The sequence below is a fragment of the Mycobacterium sp. E2733 genome (genome assembly GCF_001667585.1).
In the GTDB taxonomy this organism is placed as follows: domain Bacteria; phylum Actinomycetota; class Actinomycetes; order Mycobacteriales; family Mycobacteriaceae; genus Mycobacterium.
Genome location: NZ_LZJZ01000006.1, coordinates 48326 through 67892, shown reverse-complemented (window position 1 = coordinate 67892; position 19567 = coordinate 48326). Strand labels below are relative to the sequence as shown.

Here is a 19567-nt window from a genome sequence, read left to right as displayed (position 1 = left end):
TGCCACCAGTAGTGCCAGGTGCCGAACCAGGAGTCCCGCCGCGTCGGCGGCCAGGCCACCACGCCCAGCTGGGTCCCGGGCAGCCCCCACAGCCGTTTCAGGTGTCGTTGCGCGACAGCGGCTTCGGAGCTGGCCGCCCGGTTCGCCCATAGCTGATCCATACCGCCGATCCTGCCTCATACTGAAATATGCGCTACCGGCAAACCATTTCGGGACCCAGCTGGGCGTGGTGGCCTGGCCGCCGACGCGGCGGGACTCCTGGTTCGGCACCTGGCACTACTGGTGGCAGGCGCACCTGCTGGACTGCCTGGTCGACGCGCAGCTGCGGGACCCGCAACCCGACCGGCGCACCAAGATCAACCGGCAGGTCCGCTCGCACCGGCTGCGCAACAACTTTCGCTGGACCAACAGCTACTACGACGACATGGCCTGGCTGGCCCTGGCGCTGGAACGCGCCGCCCGGATAGCCGGCGTCGAGCGCAGCCGCGCGCTGCCCAAGCTGGCCGATCAATTCCTCGAGGCGTGGGTGCCCGAGGACGGCGGCGGCATCCCCTGGCGCAAGCAGGACCAGTTCTTTAACGCCCCCGCCAACGGCCCGGCGGGGATCTTCCTGGCCCGCTACGGCGACCGGATGCGGCGCGCCCAGCAGACGGCCGACTGGATCGACGAGACCCTGATCGACCCGGAGACGCACCTGGTGTTCGACGGTATTAAGGCCGGCTCCCTGGTCCGCGCCCAGTACACCTACTGCCAGGGCGTGGTGCTCGGCCTGGAAACGGAACTCGCGGCACGCACCCATGACGACCGGCACGCGCCCCGGGTGCACCGGTTGGTGGCGGCCGTCGCCGAACACATGGCGCCGGCGGGCGTGCTGGCCGGCGCCGGCGGCGGTGACGGCGGCTTGTTCTCCGGTGTCACCGCGCGATACCTGGCGCTGGTCGCCACCACCCTGCCGGGTGACTCGGCCGACGACGCCCTGGCCCGTGACACCGCCCGGCGGATCGTGCTGGCCAGCGCGAAGTCGGCGTGGGACTACCGGCAAACGGTGGACGGGCTGCCGCTGTTCGGGCCGTTCTGGGACCGCGACGCGCAACTGCCCACCCAGGCCGCCGGGGAGGCGCAGTTCGTCGATGGTGCGGTGAACAGTTCCGAGGTGGCCGAACGGGACCTGTCGGTGCAGCTGTCGGGGTGGATGCTGATGGAGGCCGCCTGTAACGTCACCGCCGTGACCGCAGGGAGTGCGACGTGACCGAGGCCGGCAGCTGGATTCCCGACGAGGCCACGCTGGCCGAGGCAAACCTCACCCGCTTCATGGCGTGGCTCGCCGAGACGGGCCGCGGCCACTACACCGACTACCACGCGCTGTGGCGCAAGTCCGTCGAGGACATCGAGTGGTTCTGGGACGCCGTCTGGCATTACTTCGACATCCAGGCGGACAGCCCGCCCCGCGCGGTGCTGGGCAACCGCGCCATGCCCGGCGCCGAGTGGTTCCCGGGCGCCACGCTCAACTACGCCGCCGAGATCTTTCGGCACGCCACCGACGAGCGGCCCGCCATGATTGTGGTCGGCGAGGACGGCGCGTGCGAGTGGTCGTGGGCCCGGCTGCGGCGGGAGACCGGCGCGTTCGCGGCCTACCTGCGCGGCCTCGGGGTGCGGCCCGGGGACGCCGTCGTCGGATACCTGCCCAACGTCGCCGAGGCCGCCGTGGCAGCCCTGGCCGCGGCCAGCGTGGGCGCGAGCTGGGCGGTGTGCAACCAGGACGTGGCCGTCGACGGCGTGATCGCGCGGCTGGGCCAGGTGGGGCCGGCCGTGCTGGTGGCCACCGACGGGTCGGTGTACGACGGCAAGCGCATCGACCGGCGCGCGGAGCTGGACACGATCCGGGCGGCGATGCCCAGCCTGCGGGCCACCGTGGTGGTGCCGCGGCTCGGGCTCGCTACCGACGGCGTCGCGTGGGCGACGGCGGTGGAATCGGATGCCGAGCTGGAACTCACCGCCGTGCCGTTCGCGCACCCGCTGTGGGTGATGTTCTCGTCCGGCACCACCGGCAAGCCGAAGGGCATCGTGCACGGTCACGGCGGCGTCGTGCTCGAGCACCTGAAATACCTGACCCTGCAACTGGAGCTGCACGCCGGCGAGCGCTTCCTGTGGTACTCGTCGACGAGCTGGATGATGTGGAACCTGCAGCTGTCCGGGCTGCTGGCCGACACCACCATCGTGCTCTACGACGGCAGCCCAACGCATTTGGGCACCGACGGCCTCTGGCGGGTCGCCGCCGAGACCGGCGTCAACGTGCTGGGCGCCGGCGCGGGCTACCTGCTGGCCTGCGCCAAGAAGGAACTCAAGCCCGGGGCGACGTACCCGCTGGACGGGCTGCGCGCCGTGGGTTCCACCGGTTCACCGCTGCCCGCGTCCGGATTCCGTTGGGTCCAAGAGGGACTCGGCCGGTCGGTTCCGGTGATCTCGATGAGCGGCGGCACCGACGTCTGCACCGCATTCATCGGCGGCTGCGCGATCCTGCCGGTGGTGGCCGGCGAGCTGTCGTGCATCTGCCTGGGCGCGGCCATCGAATCCTGGACCGGGGCAAACCATCCCGTCATCGGGGAAGAGGGCGAGCTGGTGATCACCGAGCCGATGCCCTCGATGCCGGTGTTCTTCTGGAACGACGACGACGGCAGCCGGTACCGGGCCGCCTACTTCGAGAAGTATCCGGGGGTGTGGTGCCACGGCGACTGGATCACCATCACCGATCGGAGATCCGTTGTGGTGCACGGCCGTTCGGACGCCACCCTGAACCGGCTGGGCGTGCGGATGGGCAGCGCCGAGATCTACACCGCGGTGGAGGGCATGCCCGAGGTGGGTGACTGCCTGGTCGTGGGGATGGAGCAGGACGACGGCGGCTACTGGATGCCGCTCTTCGTGACCCTGACGGACGGCGCCGAACTCGACGACGGACTGCGCTCGCGGATCGTCGCGGCCATTCGTCAGCACGCCTCCCCGCGCCACGTGCCCGACGACATCCTGGCGGTCCCCGGCATACCGCGGACGCTGACGGGCAAGCGGCTGGAGGTCCCGATCAAGCGGATCCTGCTCGGTGCGGCGCCGGGCGAGGCCGTGCAGCAGAGTTCGATCGACCGACCGGAACTGCTAGACGCTTTCGTTGCGTACCGCAGGAGTCGAGTGTCCTGAGTCGGGCGCTTCGGCGGCCGGCCCCCGTCGGCGCCCCCGGTAACCGCGCCAGGCGGCGACGAACGCCGGGATCAGCGACACGAACAGGATGCCCAGGATGATCTTTTCCAGGTTCTGGTGCACGAACGGCACCGAGCCCAGGAAGTATCCCGCCAACGTCACACCGCCGCCCCACAGGATGCCGCCGACGATGTCGAACGCGAGGAACACCGGGTAGCGCATGTACGACACCCCGGCCACCGGCGGGACGAACGTCCGCACGAACGGCGCGAACCGCGCCAGGATGATCGCCCACGGCCCGTATTTCTCGAAGAAGGCGTGCGACTCCGTCACATAGTGCTTCTTGAAGAACCGGGAGTCTTCCTTTTTGAACAGCGCCGGGCCGATCCGCCGGCCGATGAAATAGCCGGTCTGATCGCCCAGGATCGCCACCAGGGCAACGGCCGGGGCCAGCACCCAGATGCTCGCGGGCGGGTTGGGGTGGGCGGCCAGCAGCCCGCCGGTGAACAGCAGCGATTCGCCGGGCAGCAGCGGAAACAGCAGACCGGTCTCGATGAAGACGATGACCAGGATGCCGGGCAGCACCGCCGATCCGAAGACGCCACCCGCGCCCAGCCAGTACATCGGATCGAGGATGTTCGGCAGGGCCGTCACGGTGGTGCTCACGATGCTTCAACATACCGGTGTTGCGATACTGGACGGGCCAACGCGCCAGGAGGAGCCAATGCCCATCGCCACTCCCGAGGTCTACGCCGAAATGCTGGGACGCGCCAAGGAGAACTCGTACGCCTTCCCGGCCATCAACTGCACCTCCTCCGAGACGGTCAACGCCGCGATCAAGGGCTTCGCCGACGCCGGCAGCGACGGCATCATCCAGTTCTCCACCGGCGGTGCGGAATTCGCGTCCGGCCTGGGGGTCAAGGACATGGTGACCGGCGCGTTGGCGCTGGCCGAATTCACCCGCGTCGTCGCGGCCAAGTACCCGATCAACGTGGCGTTGCACACCGACCACTGCCCCAAGGAGAAGCTGGACAGCTACGTGCGGCCGCTGTTGGCCATCTCCGCCGAGCGGGTGGCCGCGGGTCGGGATCCGCTGTTCGGATCGCACATGTGGGACGGCTCGGCGGTGCCGATCGACGAGAACCTGGTCATCGCGCAGGAGCTGCTCAAGGAGGCCGCGGCCGCCAAGATCATCCTGGAGATCGAGATAGGGGTCGTGGGCGGCGAGGAAGACGGCGTCGCCCACGAGATCAACGACAAGCTGTACACCACGCCGGAAGACTTCGAGAAGACCATCGACGCGCTGGGCCACGGCGAGCACGGCAAGTACCTGCTGGCCGCGACGTTCGGCAACGTGCACGGCGTCTACAAGCCGGGCAACGTCAAGCTGCGTCCCGACATTTTGGCCCAGGGGCAGCAGGTGGCCGCGGCCAAGCTCGGGTTGCCCGAGGGCGCCAAGCCCTTCGACTTCGTCTTCCACGGCGGGTCGGGGTCGCTCAAGGCGGAGATCGAGGAGTCCCTGCGCTACGGCGTGGTGAAGATGAACGTCGACACCGACGCCCAGTACGCGTTCACCCGACCGATCGCCGGCCACATGTTCAGCAACTACGACGGCGTGCTGAAGGTCGACGGCGAAGTGGGCGCCAAGAAGGTCTACGACCCGCGCAGCTACCTGAAGAAGGGCGAGGCGTCGATGACCGAGCGCGTGGTGGAGGCCTGCGAAGACCTGCACTGCGCCGGAAAGTCCGTGAATAGCTAGCGGCATCGCCGAGCGTGCACTCACGCGAAATTCCGGCAAAAAATTCGCCGTGGTTACACGTTCGGCGCTGACGGGTGACCTAGCCGCTGGGGGACTGGCAGATCTTCCACTGGTCGTCGCGGTACTGCAGGTCCAGGCTGCGGGTCGACCGCAGCGAGGGGTCATACGCCATGAACGTGGTTACGTTGGCCTCGGCATGCTGGCCGTTGACCACCACCTGGTCGATGCTGGCGATCACCGGATACTGCTTGGCCGCCGAGACGCGGCGGTAGGTCTCGTCCCACGAGTGCTCGTCGTAGTCCGCGTACCCGTCGCGGGTGGTGCCGCAGGTGATGGTGCGCAGCGTGGTCAGGTCACCCTTTTGAATCGCGGTGTCGAAGCCTTGGATCGTAGACCGCACCTGGTCTTCCTGCGACACTTTCGTGTGTTTGCCGCGGGTGAGCAGCACCGTGCCCAGGATCGCGATCGCGGCCAGCGCCAGCACGATCAGCACCAGCGCCAGCACCCAGCCCCAATTGAACTGCCGGGAGGTGCGCAGCTTTGCCCCTAGTCGGGGCGGGATCGATTGCGGCACAGCCGGTTTGGGAGGTGTGCCGGGCTGTGCGGGGATGCCCTCCGGCGGCGAGGCGAAGACCTCGGTGGCCGGCTCGGGGGTGGTGGAGATCACCGCGGTCTCTCGCGCGTCGAACCCGGGCGCGGTGAAGCGGCGTTCGCGCTGCTGGCCGTCCGCGTCCTGCGCGGGATCCTTGGGATCGCCGGCGGAACCGGGTTTGATCACCTCGGTCTCGGTCTCGGAGTCGCTGGGTACCAGCGGGACGCTTTCGGTCGCGTCCTCGCCTGATTGCGCGGCCCATTCGTCCCCGGGCGGATTCGGCGCGCCGCCGCGGTCGGGCTCGGGTGGCTGGGGCATGAGTACGGCTGTCCTCCGCTATCGGTGGGGTAGTTGGAGAGCTTAGCGACCCGACCCCTTTGATGGGGTGATGGTCGAGTCCGCCACCCCGGCGAAACTGGGCAGCTGTGAGAATAGGGGCCATGACGCCTCGAGACCTTCTCGGACCTGACCCGACGCTGCTGCCGGGTGATCCCGACGCCGAGGCGGAACTGGTCGCCGGCGAGAAGCCCGGGATCGTCGCCGCCGCGCACCCGTCGGCCTCGGTGGCCTGGGCGGCGCTGGCCGAGCAGGCGCTGGCCGACGACCAGGCCATCACCGCCTACGCCTATGCCCGCACCGGCTATCACCGCGGCCTGGACCAGCTGCGGCGCAACGGCTGGAAGGGTTTCGGCCCGGTGCCCTATTCGCACGAGCCGAACCGCGGATTCCTGCGGTGCGTGGCGGCGCTGGCGCGGGCCGCCGACACCATCGGCGAGTCCGACGAGTACATGCGCTGCCTGGACCTGCTCGACGATTGCGACCCCGCGGCGCGCCTGGCCCTGGGGCTCTAAAAGCTTTCCGAACACCCCGCGTCGTCCGGGGCGTCGATCTGGACGGTGGCGTGCTGAAGCCCGCGGGCCGACAGCACCGCACGCGCATCCTGCAGCACCCGGGCCGAGTCGCCGTTGCTTCGCAAGTGCGCGGTGCACATGTCCTTGCCCGGCGACAGCGTCCAGACATGCAGGTCGTGCACCTCGTACACGCCGTCGAGGGCGCCCAGCGCCGAGCGCAGCTCCTCCACGTCGATGTGGGTCGGCGACGCTTCGGAGAGGATCCGCAGCGCGTCGCGGGCCAGCGAGATCGCCCGCGGCAGCACCCAGAGCGCGACCAGCACCGCGACCACCACGTCGGCGTACGGCCAGCGCGTCGTCACGGTCACCACTCCGGCGATCAGCACGCCCAGGCTCCCGACGCTGTCGGCGACCACCTCCATGTAGGCGCCCTTCACCGCCAGGCTCTGCCCGGAGTGCGACCGCAGCAGCAACGCGACCAACAGGTTGGCGAGCAGCCCGGCCAGCGCGACCACGATCATCGGCGCACCGGGGACCGACGGCGTGTCCCTGAGCCGCTGGATCGCTTCCCAGAGAATGAACAGCGCCACCCCTATCAGCAGGCCCGCGTTGGCGACCGCCGTGAACACCTCGGCCCGGTGCCAGCCGTACGTCCGCGACGGTGACGAGCTGCCCCGGCGGGCCAGCGTCACGGCGGCCAGGCCCATGAAGACGGCGACGACGTCGGTCAGCATGTGGCCCGCGTCGGCCAGCAGCGCGATCGAGTTGATCAGCAACGAGGTGGTCAACTCGATGACGAAAAACGCCGCCAGAATTGCGGCGGCGGCGATCATGCGGGGAATCAACCGGGACCCGTCGGTCTCGGCGGGACTGTGATTGTGGCCGGCGCCCATGCGGTGCAATATATGCGGATCCACGCATATATGGCAAGGGTCAGAACCAGCGGCTCCAGAAGCGGGTCAGCGCGTTGCCCGCGGACACCAGCCACGTCGGCACCCCGGAGAATTCGAACAGCCAGAGCACCATCTGAAAAAACCAATGGCTGGCCGCCAGGAGCAGGAACAGCAGGATGAAAAAGCCGTACTGCTTGGCCGGGGCCACCGCCCGCTGCGTCTCGCGACTCAGGTGCGGTTCCAGCGCGTCGTAGCCGTCCAGGCCCGGGATGGGCAGCAGGTTGAGCACCACCGCGGTCAGCTGCAGAAAGCCCAGGAACGCCACGCCCGCCCACAGCACCTGGTGGAGAGGGTCGTAGAACACCCGCGTCAGCGCCAGCAGCAGCACCGCCAGCACCAGGTTGGCGGCCGGGCCCGCCAGGCTGACCAGGCTGCGCCGGCTCGGCGTCATGAACCACGTCCGCACGTAGACGGCGGCGCCCGGCAGGCCGATCCCGCCCAGCGCGATGACCACCATCGGCAGCAGGAGCGACAGCGCGGGATGGCTGTAGCGCCGCGGATCCAGCGTCAGGTATCCGCGCACGGCGGCGTCGTGGTCGCCGAATCGCCAGGCGGTCACCGCGTGCCCGAATTCGTGCAGGCACAGCGACACCAACCAGCCCGCGATCACGAAGGTGAACACCCCGAAATACGCCAGCGGCCGCACGGTGCTGCCGGCCAGCCAGGCCAGCACGCCGCCGATCGCCGTCAGGCCGACCAGGGCCAGAAAGATGGGGCTGGGTCGCACGGATTCGCGCCGGGCGGACAGGCTCACCGGTCGAAACTAGCGGACCGCCAGCCAGCCTTCGACGTTGCGGTAGAACGTCGACCGGCGTGCCGGGCGCGCCGCGGGCACGCCGTCGCGCACCACGGTGACGCCGGTGCTGCCCAGCTGGACCGCGCGGCCGGCGACCCAGCGGCGCCGGCCCACGCGGGCGCGCAGGCCCGGCACGGCCAGCGTCGGCTCGACCTCGACGGCGCGCGCGTCGCCGTCGAACAGCACGGTGTCGTCGACGACCGCCTCGCCGCGCAGGCGCCGGCCCTCGGCGGGCAGCCAGCCGGCCCGCCCGACGATCACCGACCCGGTCTCGTCGCGGACCAGGGTCACGCGCCGCGCGGACCCGCGGCGCGCCCGCCGCCCGGCGGGCAAACGGTAGGTCCGGGTCGCGCGGGTGCGGCGGCGCGGCACGTAGCCCACCTCGATGTCCAGCCGGCCGGCGCGCAACAGCCGGGCCAGCACGGCGGCCAGGTCGGCGTCCGCGCCCACCACCACCAGCCGCCGGTAGGGGCCGATCGCGGCGTCGATGTCGGCCGCACCCCCGACGCGGTGGACGGGCGAACCGGTCAACGAGCGGGGCGCGCGACGCTCACCGAACGGCAACACCGCTACGGCGCAATCTTCTTGTCTCACTTGCCTATCCAATTAAGCAGACCAATATCCTTGTCGTCCAACATCTCTCGTCCGATCGGCGGCCCAGACCATCTGGGCGCGGGAAGATCTCGTCCATAACGACGCAGTCACAACATGGTTTCAGACTACGAAAGTTGTTGCGCCACTGCCTGGTAACAACTGGATACTTTACTCCTGCCACGGGGTCAGCCATGGGTGGCTAAGAGAACGGAGAACTGCCATTCGCCGACTCACCACCGTCTTCCCAGCCGTGCGAACCGCGCCGCCCCTGTCTGCTACCGGCCCCGCGTGCGTCCGTTGCTGACGAAGCAACTCCGCCGCGTTGGCGCCCTAGCGCTTTCGGCTATCCTGCTGTGCGTCGAGCCGGCGACGGCCTGGGCCGACGAATCGATCGTGATCGACTTGGTGCGGCATGGCCAGTCGGAGGGCAATGCGGCGCGCGTGATCGACACCGCGGTGCCCGGGACGGTGCTCACCGCGCTCGGCCAGCAACAGGCGCAGAACGTCGACAAGGCGCTCGCCGCGCAGGCCCCGTTCGCCGGGATCTTCGCGTCGGAGTTGATCAGGGCGCAGCAGACCGCGGCGCCGTTGGCGGCCACGTTGGGGATGAATGTTCAGGCACTGCCCGGCCTCAACGAGATCGACGCCGGCATTTTCAATGGCCTACCGCAGTTCAGCCTGGCGGGGCTGGTATACCTGCTGGGCCCGGTGGCGTGGCTGCTGGGGCTCCGCATCGTGCCGATGCTGGCTCCGGGCTCCGCCGACGCTAACGGGTTCGAATTCCACAAGCGCTTCAACGGCGCGCTGCAAACGATGTACGGCAATGCGGTGACCGACGCGAGTCGCTTCAACGACTCCCTGCAACTGATGTACGGCAACGCCATGGCCAACCCGATCCGGACAGCGGGCGGCAAGATCACCGAAGTGGCGTTCTCCAGCGAGTTCGCGATCGGCGTCGGGACGATGATGAGCGTCAAGAACCCCGATCCGCTGCTCCTGCTCTTCGACCCGCTGCCCAATGCCGGCGTCGTGGTGATCCAGGGCAATCCGCACGATGGCTGGACGCTGGTCAGTTGGAACGGGAAACCGGTGTGGCAGGGCTGGGCGGCCAAGAGGACCGGTCGTGACCCCAAGCAGCCCTTGTGCCTGATGTTGGACGCGCCGACCGCCGGCGGTGTATGCGCGGCCAAACCGCCCGTGACGCCGTGAGCCGGGTCTGTCCGGGACAGAAGTCGCAAATCAAACGGCCCTTCGCGCAGGTACGCCGTTGCCCGACGTTTAGGATCGCCACGTGAGCGCGGCAAGCAACGATGCCTCCAGCTACGCGCACGGTCCCGCAGTGGTCAACCGAGGCGCTGGTGCGGGACGGCAGCTCGAGCCACCGGGTGATGCCGCAAACCGTTGCAGCGCTGCAAGATACGGCGCGTTGCCAGTAGAACCACAGTAAGCAGGCGGGAGCAAGTCATGCCGGCAGTCGTCCTCATCGGCGCCCAATGGGGCGACGAGGGCAAAGGTAAAGCCACTGACCTGCTGGGTGGGCGCGTGCAGTGGGTGGTGCGCTATCAGGGTGGCAACAACGCCGGGCACACCGTCGTCCTGCCCAACGGCGAAAACTTCGCGCTGCACCTGATCCCGTCGGGAGTGCTCACCCCCGGCGTCACCAACGTCATCGGCAACGGCGTGGTGGTCGATCCCGGGGTGCTGCTCGACGAGCTCAGAGGCCTCGAGGACCGCGGCGTGGATACCACCAAGCTGTTGATCTCCGCCGACGCACACCTGCTGCTGCCCTACCACGTGGCCATCGACAAGGTCACCGAGCGCTACATGGGCAACAAGAAGATCGGCACCACCGGCCGCGGCATCGGGCCCTGCTACCAGGACAAGATCGCCCGCCAGGGGATCCGGGTCGCCGATGTGCTCGACCCCGACCAGCTGACCCACAAGATCGAGGCCGCGCTGGAACTCAAGAACCAGATCCTGGTCAAGATCTACAACCGCAAGGCGCTGGATCCGCACCAGGTCGTCGAGGCCCTCTTGGAACAGGCGGAGGGGTTCCGCCACCGCATCCGCGACACCCGACGGCTGCTCAACGCCGCGCTCGAGATTGGTGAGACGGTGTTGCTGGAGGGCTCCCAGGGCACCCTGCTCGACGTCGACCACGGCACGTATCCGTACGTGACGTCGTCGAATCCGACCGCCGGCGGCGCGGCCGTCGGGTCCGGCATCGGCCCCACCCGCATCACCACCGTGCTCGGGATCCTCAAGGCGTACACGACCCGCGTGGGCTCCGGCCCGTTCCCCACCGAGCTGTTCGACGAGAACGGCGAATACCTGTCCAAGACCGGCGGCGAGTTCGGTGTGACCACCGGGCGGCGGCGCCGCTGCGGCTGGTTCGACGCCGTCATCGCCCGCTATGCCACGCGGGTGAACGGCATCACCGATTTCTTCCTGACCAAACTGGACGTGCTCTCCAGCCTCGAAACGGTGCCGATCTGCGTCGGTTACCGCATAGATGGCGAGCGCACCAACGACATGCCGATGACGCAAAGCGACCTCGCGCGCGCCGAGCCGATCTACGAAGAGTTGCCCGGCTGGTGGGAGGACATCTCGGACGCCCGGGAATTCGACGACCTGCCCGCCAAGGCGCGTGACTACGTGTTGCGGCTGGAAGAGCTTGCCGGAGCCCATGTTTCGTGCATCGGCGTCGGTCCGGGACGGGAACAGACGATCGTGCGCCGCGACATCCTGGCGGCGCGCCCGTGACGGAGCCCGACCCGAAAGAACTCGACCCCGAATACGAGCACCACGGCGGCTTTCCCGAATACGGCCCGGCCAGCCCCGGCCCGGGATTCGGCCGGTTCGTCGCGGCGATGCGCCAGCTGCAGGACCTGGCCGTGTCCGCCGATCCCGGCCCAGAGCTTCACGACCTGTGGGACGAGGCGGCCGACCGGGCCGCGGCCCTGGCGCAGCTGCTGGGCCCGTTTCAGGCCGACGAGGGCAAGGCGCCGGCCGGGCGCACGCCCGACCTGCCCGGCATGGGCAGCCTGCTGCTGCCGCCCTGGACGTTGACGAAGTACGCGCCGGACGGGGTGGAGATGACCGGCCACTTCAGCCGGTTTCACGTCGGCGGAAACCACGCCGTGCACGGCGGCGTGCTGCCGCTGCTGTTCGACCACGTGTTCGGCATGGTGTCGCACGCCGCGGGGCGGCCCATCAGCCGGACGGCCTTCCTGCACGTCGACTACCGCAAGGTCACCCCGATCGATGCGCCGCTGACGGTGCGCGGCCGCGTCACGAGCACCGAGGGGCGCAAGGCGTTCGTGGCCGCCGAACTGCGCGACGGCGACGAAGCGGTGCTGGCGGAGGCCAACGGGCTGATGGTGCGGCTGCGTCCCGGTCAACCTTGAGGTATGCGCGCCCGACCTATCCTTGAGCGGTGACTGACGGCGTGACCGAAGGACAAGACGACAAGACGACCGTGCTCGCCGCGCCCCCGCAAGCGCAAGCGGACGAAGCCGACGTCAGGCCGCGCGTGGTGTTGCTGGGTTCCGGTGAGCTGAGCCGGGAACTGGCGATCGCCCTGAGACGGCTGGGCGCCCGGGTGATCGCCGTCGACGAGCGCGCGGACGCGCCCGCGCACGGGGCGGCCGACCAGTCACTGGTGGTACCGATGACCGACCCCGACGAGCTGACGACGGCGGTCCGGGGGCTGCAGCCGGACTTCGTGGTCACCGCCACCGACGCCGTCGCCACCCAGGCGCTCGAGGGCCTCGAGGGCGCGCACACCCAGCTGGTGCCCAGCGCTCGCGCGGTCCGGCTCGCGGCCGACCGCGAGGGCCTGCGCCGGCTGGCCGCCGACGAGTTGGGGCTGCCCACCGCGCCGTTCTGGTTCGTCGGCTCCCTCAACGAACTCGAGGCGGTGGGCGCCCACGCCGGCTACCCGCTTCTGGTGCGGCCGGTGCTCGCCGCCGCCGGGCGGGGACAGTCGGTGGCGTCGGGCCCCGACGACATCGGGGCGGCCTGGCAGCGCGCCACCGGAGGCCAGGGGGAGCAGCACCGGGTGCTGGCCGAAACCGTGGTGGAGGTCGAGTTCTACGTCACCCTGCTGGCGGTGCGCAGCGACGGTCCCCAGGGACCGGTGATCGACTTCTGCTCGCCCATCGGCCACCGCGAGGGTTCCGCCGGCGGGCTGGAGTCCTGGCAACCGCAGAAGATGAGCCCGGCGGCGATGGACGCCGCCAAATCGATTGCCGCGCGGATCATCAAGGCGCTCGGCGGCCGCGGCGTCTTCGGCGTCGAGCTGATGATCAACGGCGACGAGGTGTACTTCGTCGACGTCACGCCCCGCCCCGCCGACAGCGCGTGGGTCACGGTGCGCAGCCAGCGGCTCTCGGTGTTCGAACTGCAGGCCCGCACCATCCTCGGCCTGCCGGTGGACACCATGATGATTTCGCCGGGCGCGGCGCACCGGGTGGAGCGTGCCGACACCCCGGCCGCCGCGCTGGCCGGGGCGCTGGCGGTGCCGGAGAGCGACCTCCGCGCCGTCGGGCGCGGGTACCAGGCATTGGCGACGGCGCCGGAGGTGACGGCCGCGCGTGAGCGCGCCCGCGAGGTGGCGAACCGGCTGACCCAACAACCTCGTTACGATCCGAGTTCATGAGCACAGAGCGCGCAGGCTACGCCGGAGACATCACGCCCCAGCAGGCGTGGGAACTGCTTTGCGAGAACCCCGACGCTGTGCTGGTCGACGTGCGCACCGACGCCGAATGGCGGTTCGTCGGGGTGCCCGACCTGTCCAGCCTGGGCCGCGAGGTGGTGTTCATCGAGTGGAACACCTCCGACGGAAGGTACAACGCCAACTTCGCCGACGAACTGCGCGACCGGGTGCCCGAAACCGAGGCTGAGCGTCCGGTCGTCTTCCTGTGTCGCTCGGGCAACCGCTCCATCGGCGCCGCCGAGGTCGCCACGCGGACGGGCATCACCCCGGCCTACAACGTGCTGGACGGGTTCGAGGGCCACCCGAACGCCGAGGGAGTGCGCGGCGAATCCGGCTGGCGCGCCATCGGATTGCCCTGGAAGCAGCTGTGACCCACCCGTCGGGGGGTTCGGTCCGCACGCCCAAGGCGCTGCCCGACGGCGTCAGCCAGGCCACCATCGGCGTGCGCGGGGGAATCCTGCGGTCCGGTTTCGACGAGACCGCCGAGGCGATGTTCTTGACGTCCGGCTACGTCTACTCCTCGGCGGCCGTCGCCGAGAAGTCGTTCACCGGCGAGCTGGACCACTTCGTCTACTCCCGCTACGGCAACCCGACCGTGACGATGTTCGAGGAGCGGTTGCGGCTGATCGAGGGCGCCCCCGCCGCGTTCGCCACCGCGAGCGGCATGGCCGCGGTGTTCACCTCCCTGGGCGCGCTGCTGGGCGCCGGGGACCGGCTGGTCGCGGCGCGCAGCCTGTTCGGGTCGTGCTTCGTGGTGTGCAACGAGATCCTGCCGCGCTGGGGCGTCGAGACGGTTTTCGTCGATGGCGATGACCTGGCGCAGTGGGAGGAGGCGCTGTCCGTCCCCACCGCGGCGGTGTTCTTCGAGACGCCGTCCAACCCGATGCAGTCGCTGGTGGATATTGCCGCGGTGGTCGAGCTCGCGCACGCCGCGGGGGCAAAAGTGGTGTTGGACAACGTCTTTGCCACACCGCTGCTACAGCAGGGCATTCCCCTCGGGGTGGACGTGGTGGTGTACTCGGGCACCAAGCACATCGACGGTCAGGGCCGGGTGCTTGGCGGCGCCATCCTCGGCGACAAGGAGTACATCGACGGTCCGGTGCAGAAGCTGATGCGGCACACCGGCCCGGCGCTGAGCGCGTTCAACGCCTGGGTGCTGGTGAAAGGCCTTGAGACGCTGGCGATCCGGGTCGAACACAGCAACTCCTCGGCGCACCGGATCGCGGAATTCCTGGAGAGCCATCCGGCAGTGAGCTGGGTGCGCTACCCCTATCTGCCGTCGCACCCGCAATACGACCTCGCCAAGCGGCAGATGTCCGGGGGCGGCACGGTGATCACCTTCGCGCTGGACTGTCCCGACGACAAGGCCAAGCAACGGGCCTTCGAGGTGTTGGACAAGCTGCGCCTGATCGACATCTCCAACAACCTGGGCGACACCAAATCCCTTGTCACCCATCCCGCCACCACCACCCACCGGGCGATGGGCCCGGAGGGCCGCGCGGCGATCGGCCTCGGCGACGGCGTGGTCCGGATCTCGGTCGGGCTGGAGGGCACCGACGACCTGATCGCCGACATCGACCGGGCGCTGAGCTAACCGGCCTGTTTCTCGGCCGCGTCGATGCGTTCGGCCGCCGCCAGCGTCCCCTCTTGCGCCTGACGCTCCACCCAATCCACCACCGGCCGGGCATACATCATCTGGCTGGTGATGGCCATCTGGCCACGGGTGCGGCCCAGGAAGGAGATTCCCCAGGAGAACATGGCGGCAAGGCGGTTGCGGAACCCGACCAGGTACAACAGGTGCAGCAGCAGCCACGCCAACCAGGCGATGAAGCCGCCGAACTCCAGCTTGCCGACCTTGGCGACGGCGCTGTATCGCGAGATCAGGGCCATGCTGCCCTTGTCGAAGTACTTGAACGGCTTGCGGTTGGCCGGATCGTCGTGGCCCTTCACCGCCTGCTTGATCAGCGTGGTGACGTAATGCGCGCCCTGGATGGCGCCCTGGGCCATGCCCGGCACTCCGGGGACGGACATCAGGTCGCCGACGACGAACACGTACGGATGCCCCTTGACGCTGAGGTCGGGCTCGACGATGACCCGTCCGGCGCGGTCGGTCTCGGTTCCGTCGGACTGCTCGGCGACCATCTTGCCCAGCCCGCTGGCCTGCACGCCCGCCGCCCACACCTTGCACGCGCATTCGATGCGGCGCTCGCCGCCGTCGGCGTCCTTGACGGTGATGCCCATGTAGTCCACCGCGGTCACCATCGCGTTGAGCTGGATCTCGACGTCCATCTTCTGCAGCCGGCGTTGCGCCTTGAGGCCGAGCTTTTCGCCCATGGGCGGCAACACCGCCGGTGCCGCGTCGAGCAGGATGACCCGGCATTCGCTGGGCGTGATCGTCCGGAACGCGCCGGCCAGGGTGCGCTCGGCGAGTTGGACGATCTCGCCGGCCAGCTCGACTCCGGTGGGCCCGGCGCCGACCACCACGAACGTCAGTCGGCGTTGCCGCTCGGCAGGGTCGGTGGCGACTTCGGCGGCCTCGAACGCGCCGAGGATGCGGGCGCGCAGCTCGAGGGCGTCGTCGACGCTCTTCATGCCGGGCGCGAAGGCGGCGTATTCGTCGTGGCCGAAATAGGACTGTTGCGCGCCGGCGGCCACGATGAGGCTGTCGAAGGGCGTCACCGTCTCCATGCCCATCAGGTGCGACGTCACGGTCTTCGCGGTCAGGTCGACGCCGCTGACCTCGCCCCACAGCACCCGGACGTTCTTCTGCCGGCGCAGGATCAGCCGGGTGGTCGGGGCGATGTCGCCTTCGGAGAGGATGCCGGTGGCCACCTGGTACAGCAGCGGCTGGAACAGGTGGGTGGTCGTCCTCGAGATCAAGGTGACGTCCACTTGGCATCCTTTGGGGGCCCGTTTGAGTGCCTTGGCCGCCTTCAGACCGCCGAATCCGCTTCCGATGATGACGACGCGATGACGCGACATGCTTACCCCTTATTGGCCTCGTCGTTCTGGTCGCACGCTGCTTTCCAACGCATGTCCACCGTACGACTTGGACCGGGCGAACGTCACGGCAAGGCGCAGATCGGCACGGGGGCCCGCAGATCCGGCTGCAGCACAGGGCAATTCGGATGAAGCCAGCGGTTCGGCAAGGGACCGCCCGCCGACCGGGGTGGGCGATCCCTTGCCGAAGCCGCGGATAAACGAATCAGGCCGCCCGAAGGGAGTGCGACCTGATTCGCCGGCGTGCTATTACTGGCAGGTCAGGCCCGGACCGCAGTCGATGGTTATCGGCGTCGTACAAGCCGAAGCCGCGCAGACGGTGAATCCCAGCATCGCTGCGAGAATGATTTTGCCGGTCAATCGTGACATAACACCAACCCCGTTCATGGATGGACAATTTGCGTTGTCTGCCCGATTGCCCGATTGCCCGATGGCGGAAGTTTACGTCGTCTTCGCCGTTGCGCCAGTGGATTTCGAAAATCGGGCGCGTCGACTTTTCGACGGGAGTTTCACGGCCCCGCGGAATGTATTGAATTCATTACGCCAATAGATGTGACCGCATTAATTGTGCCCGCCCGGAATACCCTGGAATGGTAAACCTACCCTTAGCCCCGGGATATCCTGATCACCCGCTCGGCGACGAAAAGGCCACGCGCGCAACCCGTTCCGCAGGCAGCCGCTAGAACGGCCACCCGTTCGAGTTGTCCTTGAATTTGCCGTTGACCGCGGTGCAGAAGTCGTCGGCGGTGCCGGCGAGCAGGACGTAGTACGTCTCGCCGCGGCGGCTCTCGTAGGTGTTGGGCGTGCTCCAGCCGCTGTTGCAGAGCGAGCTCTGCGTGCCGGCCGTGGCCCTGCGCCAATTCGTCTTGGCGCAGCCCACCAGGGCGTCCGCGTTGGGCGTCGCGCTCTTGGCCGCGACCACCATCGCGCCTCCCCATTGCCCGTCGTTGCGCCGGTAGGCGCGCGCCCCGAACCCGGCGTTGTTCGTCTGGCATGCCAGCGCCCGGCGCATCAGCGAGAAGGGCGCGGCCAGTTGGGGATTGGCGCTGCCGGCGGCGGCCGTGATGAATTGCGCCGCGGCCGAGCCGTCGACCTCCTGCACGTTGGGGGTGCCGAAGCTGAACAGCTGCTGGGCGATCCCGGCGTTGCTGAGGCCGCCGATGATCGGGCCGCCCCCGCTCGACGTCATCGGGGGCAGCGCGACGGTGGGGTCGGCGCCGGCCGTGGGCGCCGCGACGACTGCGCCCAACGCGATCGCGGCGGCCATGTTGCGGAGCGCGGTGCGTCTCATGGCTTTCATTCCAGCACGTATGCGTAGTCGGCGCGACGGTCGTCGCGCACCAGTGCGTGGAGCAGGTGGCGGGTCTGCAGCCGGATGTACTCGTCGCGGGTGTAGGCCGGCCCGAAATGCCAGTGCTTGAGCGCCCAACCGTGGGCGAGCAGCATGATGTCGAACACGGTGAGGTCGACGTCGGCGTCGCGGAAGACGCCCGTGGCGATCCCGGTTTCGATGACCGCGCGCAGCGGTGCGGCGGTGGCGATTTCGAGTTCCTTGATCCTCGCCCGATCGGCCGGCGCCAGTGTCCGGCTCTCCCGATAGGTCAGCACCACGCCGTCGAGGTTCTCGTCCACTATCTCGATGTAGCGGCCGATGCCCGCGGCAAGCTGGTCCACGACGTCGGCGCCGGCGGCGGCCATCACGGGCGCCAGCTGATCGCGGAACACATCGAGGATCCGCACGATCGTCGCGAGCAGCAGGTCCTCCTTGCCGCCGAAGTAGGTGTAGATGAGGCCGACGCTCACCTTCGCCTCGGCGGCCAGATCCTGCATGGACATCTGGTGGAAGCCGCGCGCCCCCATCAGCTTGACCGCGGCGTCGAGCACCTGGCGGCGCCGCGCGCTGGTCCGGGCGGCGCGGACGGCCTCCCCGACGGGGAGGGAGCCGTAATCGACGGCCATCAGATGCCCAGGTCCTTGGCGACGATCGTCTTCATGATCTCGTTGGTCCCGCCGTAGATGGTCTGGATGCGGGCGTCGACGAACGCGCGCGCCACGGGGTACTCGCGCATGTAGCCGTAGCCGCCGTGCAGCTGCAGGCAGCGGTCGGCGGTGCGCACCTGCAGGTCGGTGGTCCACCATTTCAGCCGCGCGGCCCGCGCGGCCGTCAGCTCCCCGGTGAGGTGCTGGGCCAGGCAGTCGTCGAGATACGTTCGGGCGATGTCGATTTCGGTCGCCACCTCGGCGAGCACGAATTGGCTGTGCTGGAAGCCGGCGATCGGCGTGCCGAACGCCTTGCGTCCGCGCACGTATTCCAGCGTTTCGGCCAGGATACTTTCGGCGGCGGCCACCGCCCCCACCCCCAGCGCGAGCCGCTCCTGGGGGAGGTTCTGCATCAGCTGGTAGAAGCCCCTGCCCTCCTCTCCGAGCAGGTTGGCCGCCGGCACCCGCATGTCGGTGAACGTCAGCTCGCTGGTGTCCTGGGCGTGCAGGCCGATCTTCTCCAGGTTGCGGCCCCGGGAGAAACCCGGGGTGTCGGCGTCGACCACCAGCAGCGACAGCCCCTGGTGGCGATCGGGTGACGTCCGCACCGCGACGACGAACAGGTCGCCGCATTGGCCGTTGGAGATGAACGTCTTGGCGCCATTGACGACGTAGTGGTCGCCGTCCCGCACCGCCGCGGTGCGGATGCCGGCCAGATCGCTGCCGGTGCCGGGCTCGGTCATGGCGATGCCGAGGACCGTCTCGCCGGTCACCACGCCGGGCAGCCAGCGCCGTTGTTGCTCGGGCGTGGTCAGGTCGGTGAGATAGGGCAGCACCACGTCGTTTTGCAGCGTGAACGCGATGGCCTCGGCCGCCGCCCCGGCCCGCTGCAGTTGGTCGATGACGATCGCGTTGTAGCGAAAGTCGTTGACCCCCGGGCCGCCGAGCTGCTCGGGCACCGAGAAGCCGAGCAGCCCAAGCTTTCCCGCCTCGATGAACAGCGAGCGGTCCCACTGGCCCCGCTTCTCCCCGTCCTCGTGCCCGGGCACCACCGTCTGGCGCACGAAATCCCGCACCAACTGCCGGAACTGGTGATGTTCCTGCGTGTACTCCAGACGGGCGGCCATGTCTTCCCC

The 19567-nt window shown here is 69.0% G+C and carries 19 protein-coding genes and 1 pseudogene; 10 read left to right on the top strand and 10 right to left on the bottom strand.

Annotated elements, in window-relative coordinates:
• A pseudogene (locus A5678_RS26875) lies at positions 1-161 on the bottom strand (fructose-bisphosphate aldolase); the annotation flags it as partial.
• A 17-nt stretch (positions 162-178) separates the two neighbouring features.
• On the opposite strand from A5678_RS26875, the gene A5678_RS00285 reads away from it, so the two are divergent.
• Both A5678_RS00285 and A5678_RS00280 read left to right on the top strand, forming a co-directional pair.
• The gene (locus A5678_RS00285; protein WP_068036686.1) at positions 179-1249 is read left to right on the top strand and encodes a glycoside hydrolase family 76 protein; all 1071 of its coding nucleotides are present in this window, start codon (positions 179-181) and stop codon (positions 1247-1249) included.
• The gene (locus A5678_RS00280) at positions 1246-3189 is read left to right on the top strand and encodes an acetoacetate--CoA ligase (RefSeq protein ID WP_068036681.1); all 1944 of its coding nucleotides are present in this window, start codon (positions 1246-1248) and stop codon (positions 3187-3189) included. The genes A5678_RS00285 and A5678_RS00280 overlap by 4 nt, the downstream gene beginning before the upstream one ends.
• On the opposite strand, the gene A5678_RS00275 is transcribed toward A5678_RS00280, so the two are convergent.
• Positions 3148-3855 carry a DedA family protein gene (locus tag A5678_RS00275; protein ID WP_068036679.1) on the bottom strand — a complete coding sequence of 236 codons (708 nt, stop codon included), beginning with the start codon at positions 3853-3855 and terminating at the stop codon, positions 3148-3150. The two genes, A5678_RS00280 and A5678_RS00275, sit on opposite strands and share 42 nt — an antisense overlap.
• A gap of 58 nt (positions 3856-3913) precedes the next feature.
• Between A5678_RS00275 and fbaA the strand changes: the two genes are divergently transcribed.
• Positions 3914-4948, top strand: coding sequence for a class II fructose-bisphosphate aldolase (gene fbaA / locus A5678_RS00270; protein ID WP_068036674.1), 1035 nt, complete (start codon positions 3914-3916; stop codon positions 4946-4948).
• A 79-nt stretch (positions 4949-5027) separates the two neighbouring features.
• On the opposite strand, the gene A5678_RS00265 is transcribed toward fbaA, so the two are convergent.
• Positions 5028-5858: a hypothetical protein gene (locus A5678_RS00265; protein ID WP_068036672.1), complete on the bottom strand. Its 831-nt coding sequence runs from the start codon at positions 5856-5858 to the stop codon at positions 5028-5030.
• 122 nt (positions 5859-5980) lie between these two features.
• On the opposite strand from A5678_RS00265, the gene A5678_RS00260 reads away from it, so the two are divergent.
• Positions 5981-6391 carry a DUF3151 domain-containing protein gene (locus A5678_RS00260; RefSeq protein WP_068036669.1) on the top strand — a complete coding sequence of 137 codons (411 nt, stop codon included), beginning with the start codon at positions 5981-5983 and terminating at the stop codon, positions 6389-6391.
• On the opposite strand, the gene A5678_RS00255 is transcribed toward A5678_RS00260, so the two are convergent.
• Genes A5678_RS00255 through A5678_RS00245 form a run of 3 tightly spaced genes read right to left on the bottom strand, consistent with a single transcriptional unit; the run spans position 6388 to position 8734 of the window.
• Positions 6388-7284, bottom strand: coding sequence for a cation diffusion facilitator family transporter (locus tag A5678_RS00255; protein WP_068036665.1), 897 nt, complete (start codon positions 7282-7284; stop codon positions 6388-6390). The two genes, A5678_RS00260 and A5678_RS00255, sit on opposite strands and share 4 nt — an antisense overlap.
• 40 nt (positions 7285-7324) lie before the next feature.
• Entirely contained in the window at positions 7325-8098 is a 774-nt protein-coding gene (locus A5678_RS00250) for a site-2 protease family protein (RefSeq protein ID WP_068036663.1), read from the bottom strand.
• Between the two features lie 9 nt (positions 8099-8107).
• On the bottom strand, positions 8108-8734 hold the full coding sequence (locus tag A5678_RS00245) for a peptidase M50 (RefSeq protein ID WP_068036658.1): 627 nt from the start codon (positions 8732-8734) through the stop codon (positions 8108-8110).
• Positions 8735-9031: 297 nt separating this feature from the next.
• On the opposite strand from A5678_RS00245, the gene A5678_RS00240 reads away from it, so the two are divergent.
• The 6 genes from A5678_RS00240 to A5678_RS00215 all read left to right on the top strand — a co-directional run bounded on the left by A5678_RS00240 (position 9032) and on the right by A5678_RS00215 (position 15045).
• Positions 9032-9943 carry a histidine phosphatase family protein gene (locus A5678_RS00240; RefSeq protein WP_068036701.1) on the top strand — a complete coding sequence of 304 codons (912 nt, stop codon included), beginning with the start codon at positions 9032-9034 and terminating at the stop codon, positions 9941-9943.
• 255 nt (positions 9944-10198) lie between these two features.
• Positions 10199-11497 carry an adenylosuccinate synthase gene (locus tag A5678_RS00235; RefSeq protein WP_068036655.1) on the top strand — a complete coding sequence of 433 codons (1299 nt, stop codon included), beginning with the start codon at positions 10199-10201 and terminating at the stop codon, positions 11495-11497.
• Positions 11494-12141 carry a PaaI family thioesterase gene (locus A5678_RS00230; RefSeq protein WP_068036654.1) on the top strand — a complete coding sequence of 216 codons (648 nt, stop codon included), beginning with the start codon at positions 11494-11496 and terminating at the stop codon, positions 12139-12141. The genes A5678_RS00235 and A5678_RS00230 overlap by 4 nt, the downstream gene beginning before the upstream one ends.
• A gap of 71 nt (positions 12142-12212) precedes the next feature.
• Complete coding sequence (gene purT, locus A5678_RS00225; RefSeq protein WP_231983537.1) at positions 12213-13394, top strand: formate-dependent phosphoribosylglycinamide formyltransferase; 1182 nt, start codon at positions 12213-12215, stop codon at positions 13392-13394.
• Entirely contained in the window at positions 13391-13822 is a 432-nt protein-coding gene (locus tag A5678_RS00220) for a rhodanese-like domain-containing protein (RefSeq protein ID WP_068036650.1), read from the top strand. Before purT ends, A5678_RS00220 begins: the two co-directional genes overlap by 4 nt.
• Positions 13819-15045, top strand: coding sequence for an O-succinylhomoserine sulfhydrylase (locus A5678_RS00215; protein ID WP_068036647.1), 1227 nt, complete (start codon positions 13819-13821; stop codon positions 15043-15045). Before A5678_RS00220 ends, A5678_RS00215 begins: the two co-directional genes overlap by 4 nt.
• On the opposite strand, the gene A5678_RS00210 is transcribed toward A5678_RS00215, so the two are convergent.
• The 4 genes from A5678_RS00210 to A5678_RS00195 form a co-directional block, all read right to left on the bottom strand.
• Positions 15042-16433: an NAD(P)/FAD-dependent oxidoreductase gene (locus A5678_RS00210; protein WP_068036646.1), complete on the bottom strand. Its 1392-nt coding sequence runs from the start codon at positions 16431-16433 to the stop codon at positions 15042-15044. The two genes, A5678_RS00215 and A5678_RS00210, sit on opposite strands and share 4 nt — an antisense overlap.
• Before the next feature lie 697 nt (positions 16434-17130).
• Positions 17131-17718, bottom strand: coding sequence for a hypothetical protein (locus tag A5678_RS00205; RefSeq protein ID WP_231983536.1), 588 nt, complete (start codon positions 17716-17718; stop codon positions 17131-17133).
• 29 nt (positions 17719-17747) lie between these two features.
• Positions 17748-18410, bottom strand: a complete 663-nt coding sequence (locus A5678_RS00200) for a TetR/AcrR family transcriptional regulator (RefSeq protein ID WP_068036645.1) — start codon at positions 18408-18410, stop codon at positions 17748-17750.
• On the bottom strand, positions 18410-19558 hold the full coding sequence (locus tag A5678_RS00195) for an acyl-CoA dehydrogenase family protein (protein WP_068036643.1): 1149 nt from the start codon (positions 19556-19558) through the stop codon (positions 18410-18412). Before A5678_RS00195 ends, A5678_RS00200 begins: the two co-directional genes overlap by 1 nt.
• Positions 19559-19567: the final 9 nt, after the last annotated feature.

Coding starts and splice junctions, on each gene's coding strand:
- A5678_RS00255 (WP_068036665.1), bottom strand. CDS start 7,284: ATGGGCGCCGGCCACAATCACAGTCCCGCCGAGACCGACGGGTCCCGG.
- fbaA (WP_068036674.1), top strand. CDS start 3,914: ATGCCCATCGCCACTCCCGAGGTCTACGCCGAAATGCTGGGACGCGCC.
- A5678_RS00260 (WP_068036669.1), top strand. CDS start 5,981: ATGACGCCTCGAGACCTTCTCGGACCTGACCCGACGCTGCTGCCGGGT.
- A5678_RS00220 (WP_068036650.1), top strand. CDS start 13,391: ATGAGCACAGAGCGCGCAGGCTACGCCGGAGACATCACGCCCCAGCAG.
- A5678_RS00205 (WP_231983536.1), bottom strand. CDS start 17,718: ATGGCCGCCGCGATCGCGTTGGGCGCAGTCGTCGCGGCGCCCACGGCC.
- A5678_RS00195 (WP_068036643.1), bottom strand. CDS start 19,558: ATGGCCGCCCGTCTGGAGTACACGCAGGAACATCACCAGTTCCGGCAG.
- A5678_RS00200 (WP_068036645.1), bottom strand. CDS start 18,410: ATGGCCGTCGATTACGGCTCCCTCCCCGTCGGGGAGGCCGTCCGCGCC.
- A5678_RS00235 (WP_068036655.1), top strand. CDS start 10,199: ATGCCGGCAGTCGTCCTCATCGGCGCCCAATGGGGCGACGAGGGCAAA.
- A5678_RS00210 (WP_068036646.1), bottom strand. CDS start 16,433: ATGTCGCGTCATCGCGTCGTCATCATCGGAAGCGGATTCGGCGGTCTG.
- A5678_RS00265 (WP_068036672.1), bottom strand. CDS start 5,858: ATGCCCCAGCCACCCGAGCCCGACCGCGGCGGCGCGCCGAATCCGCCC.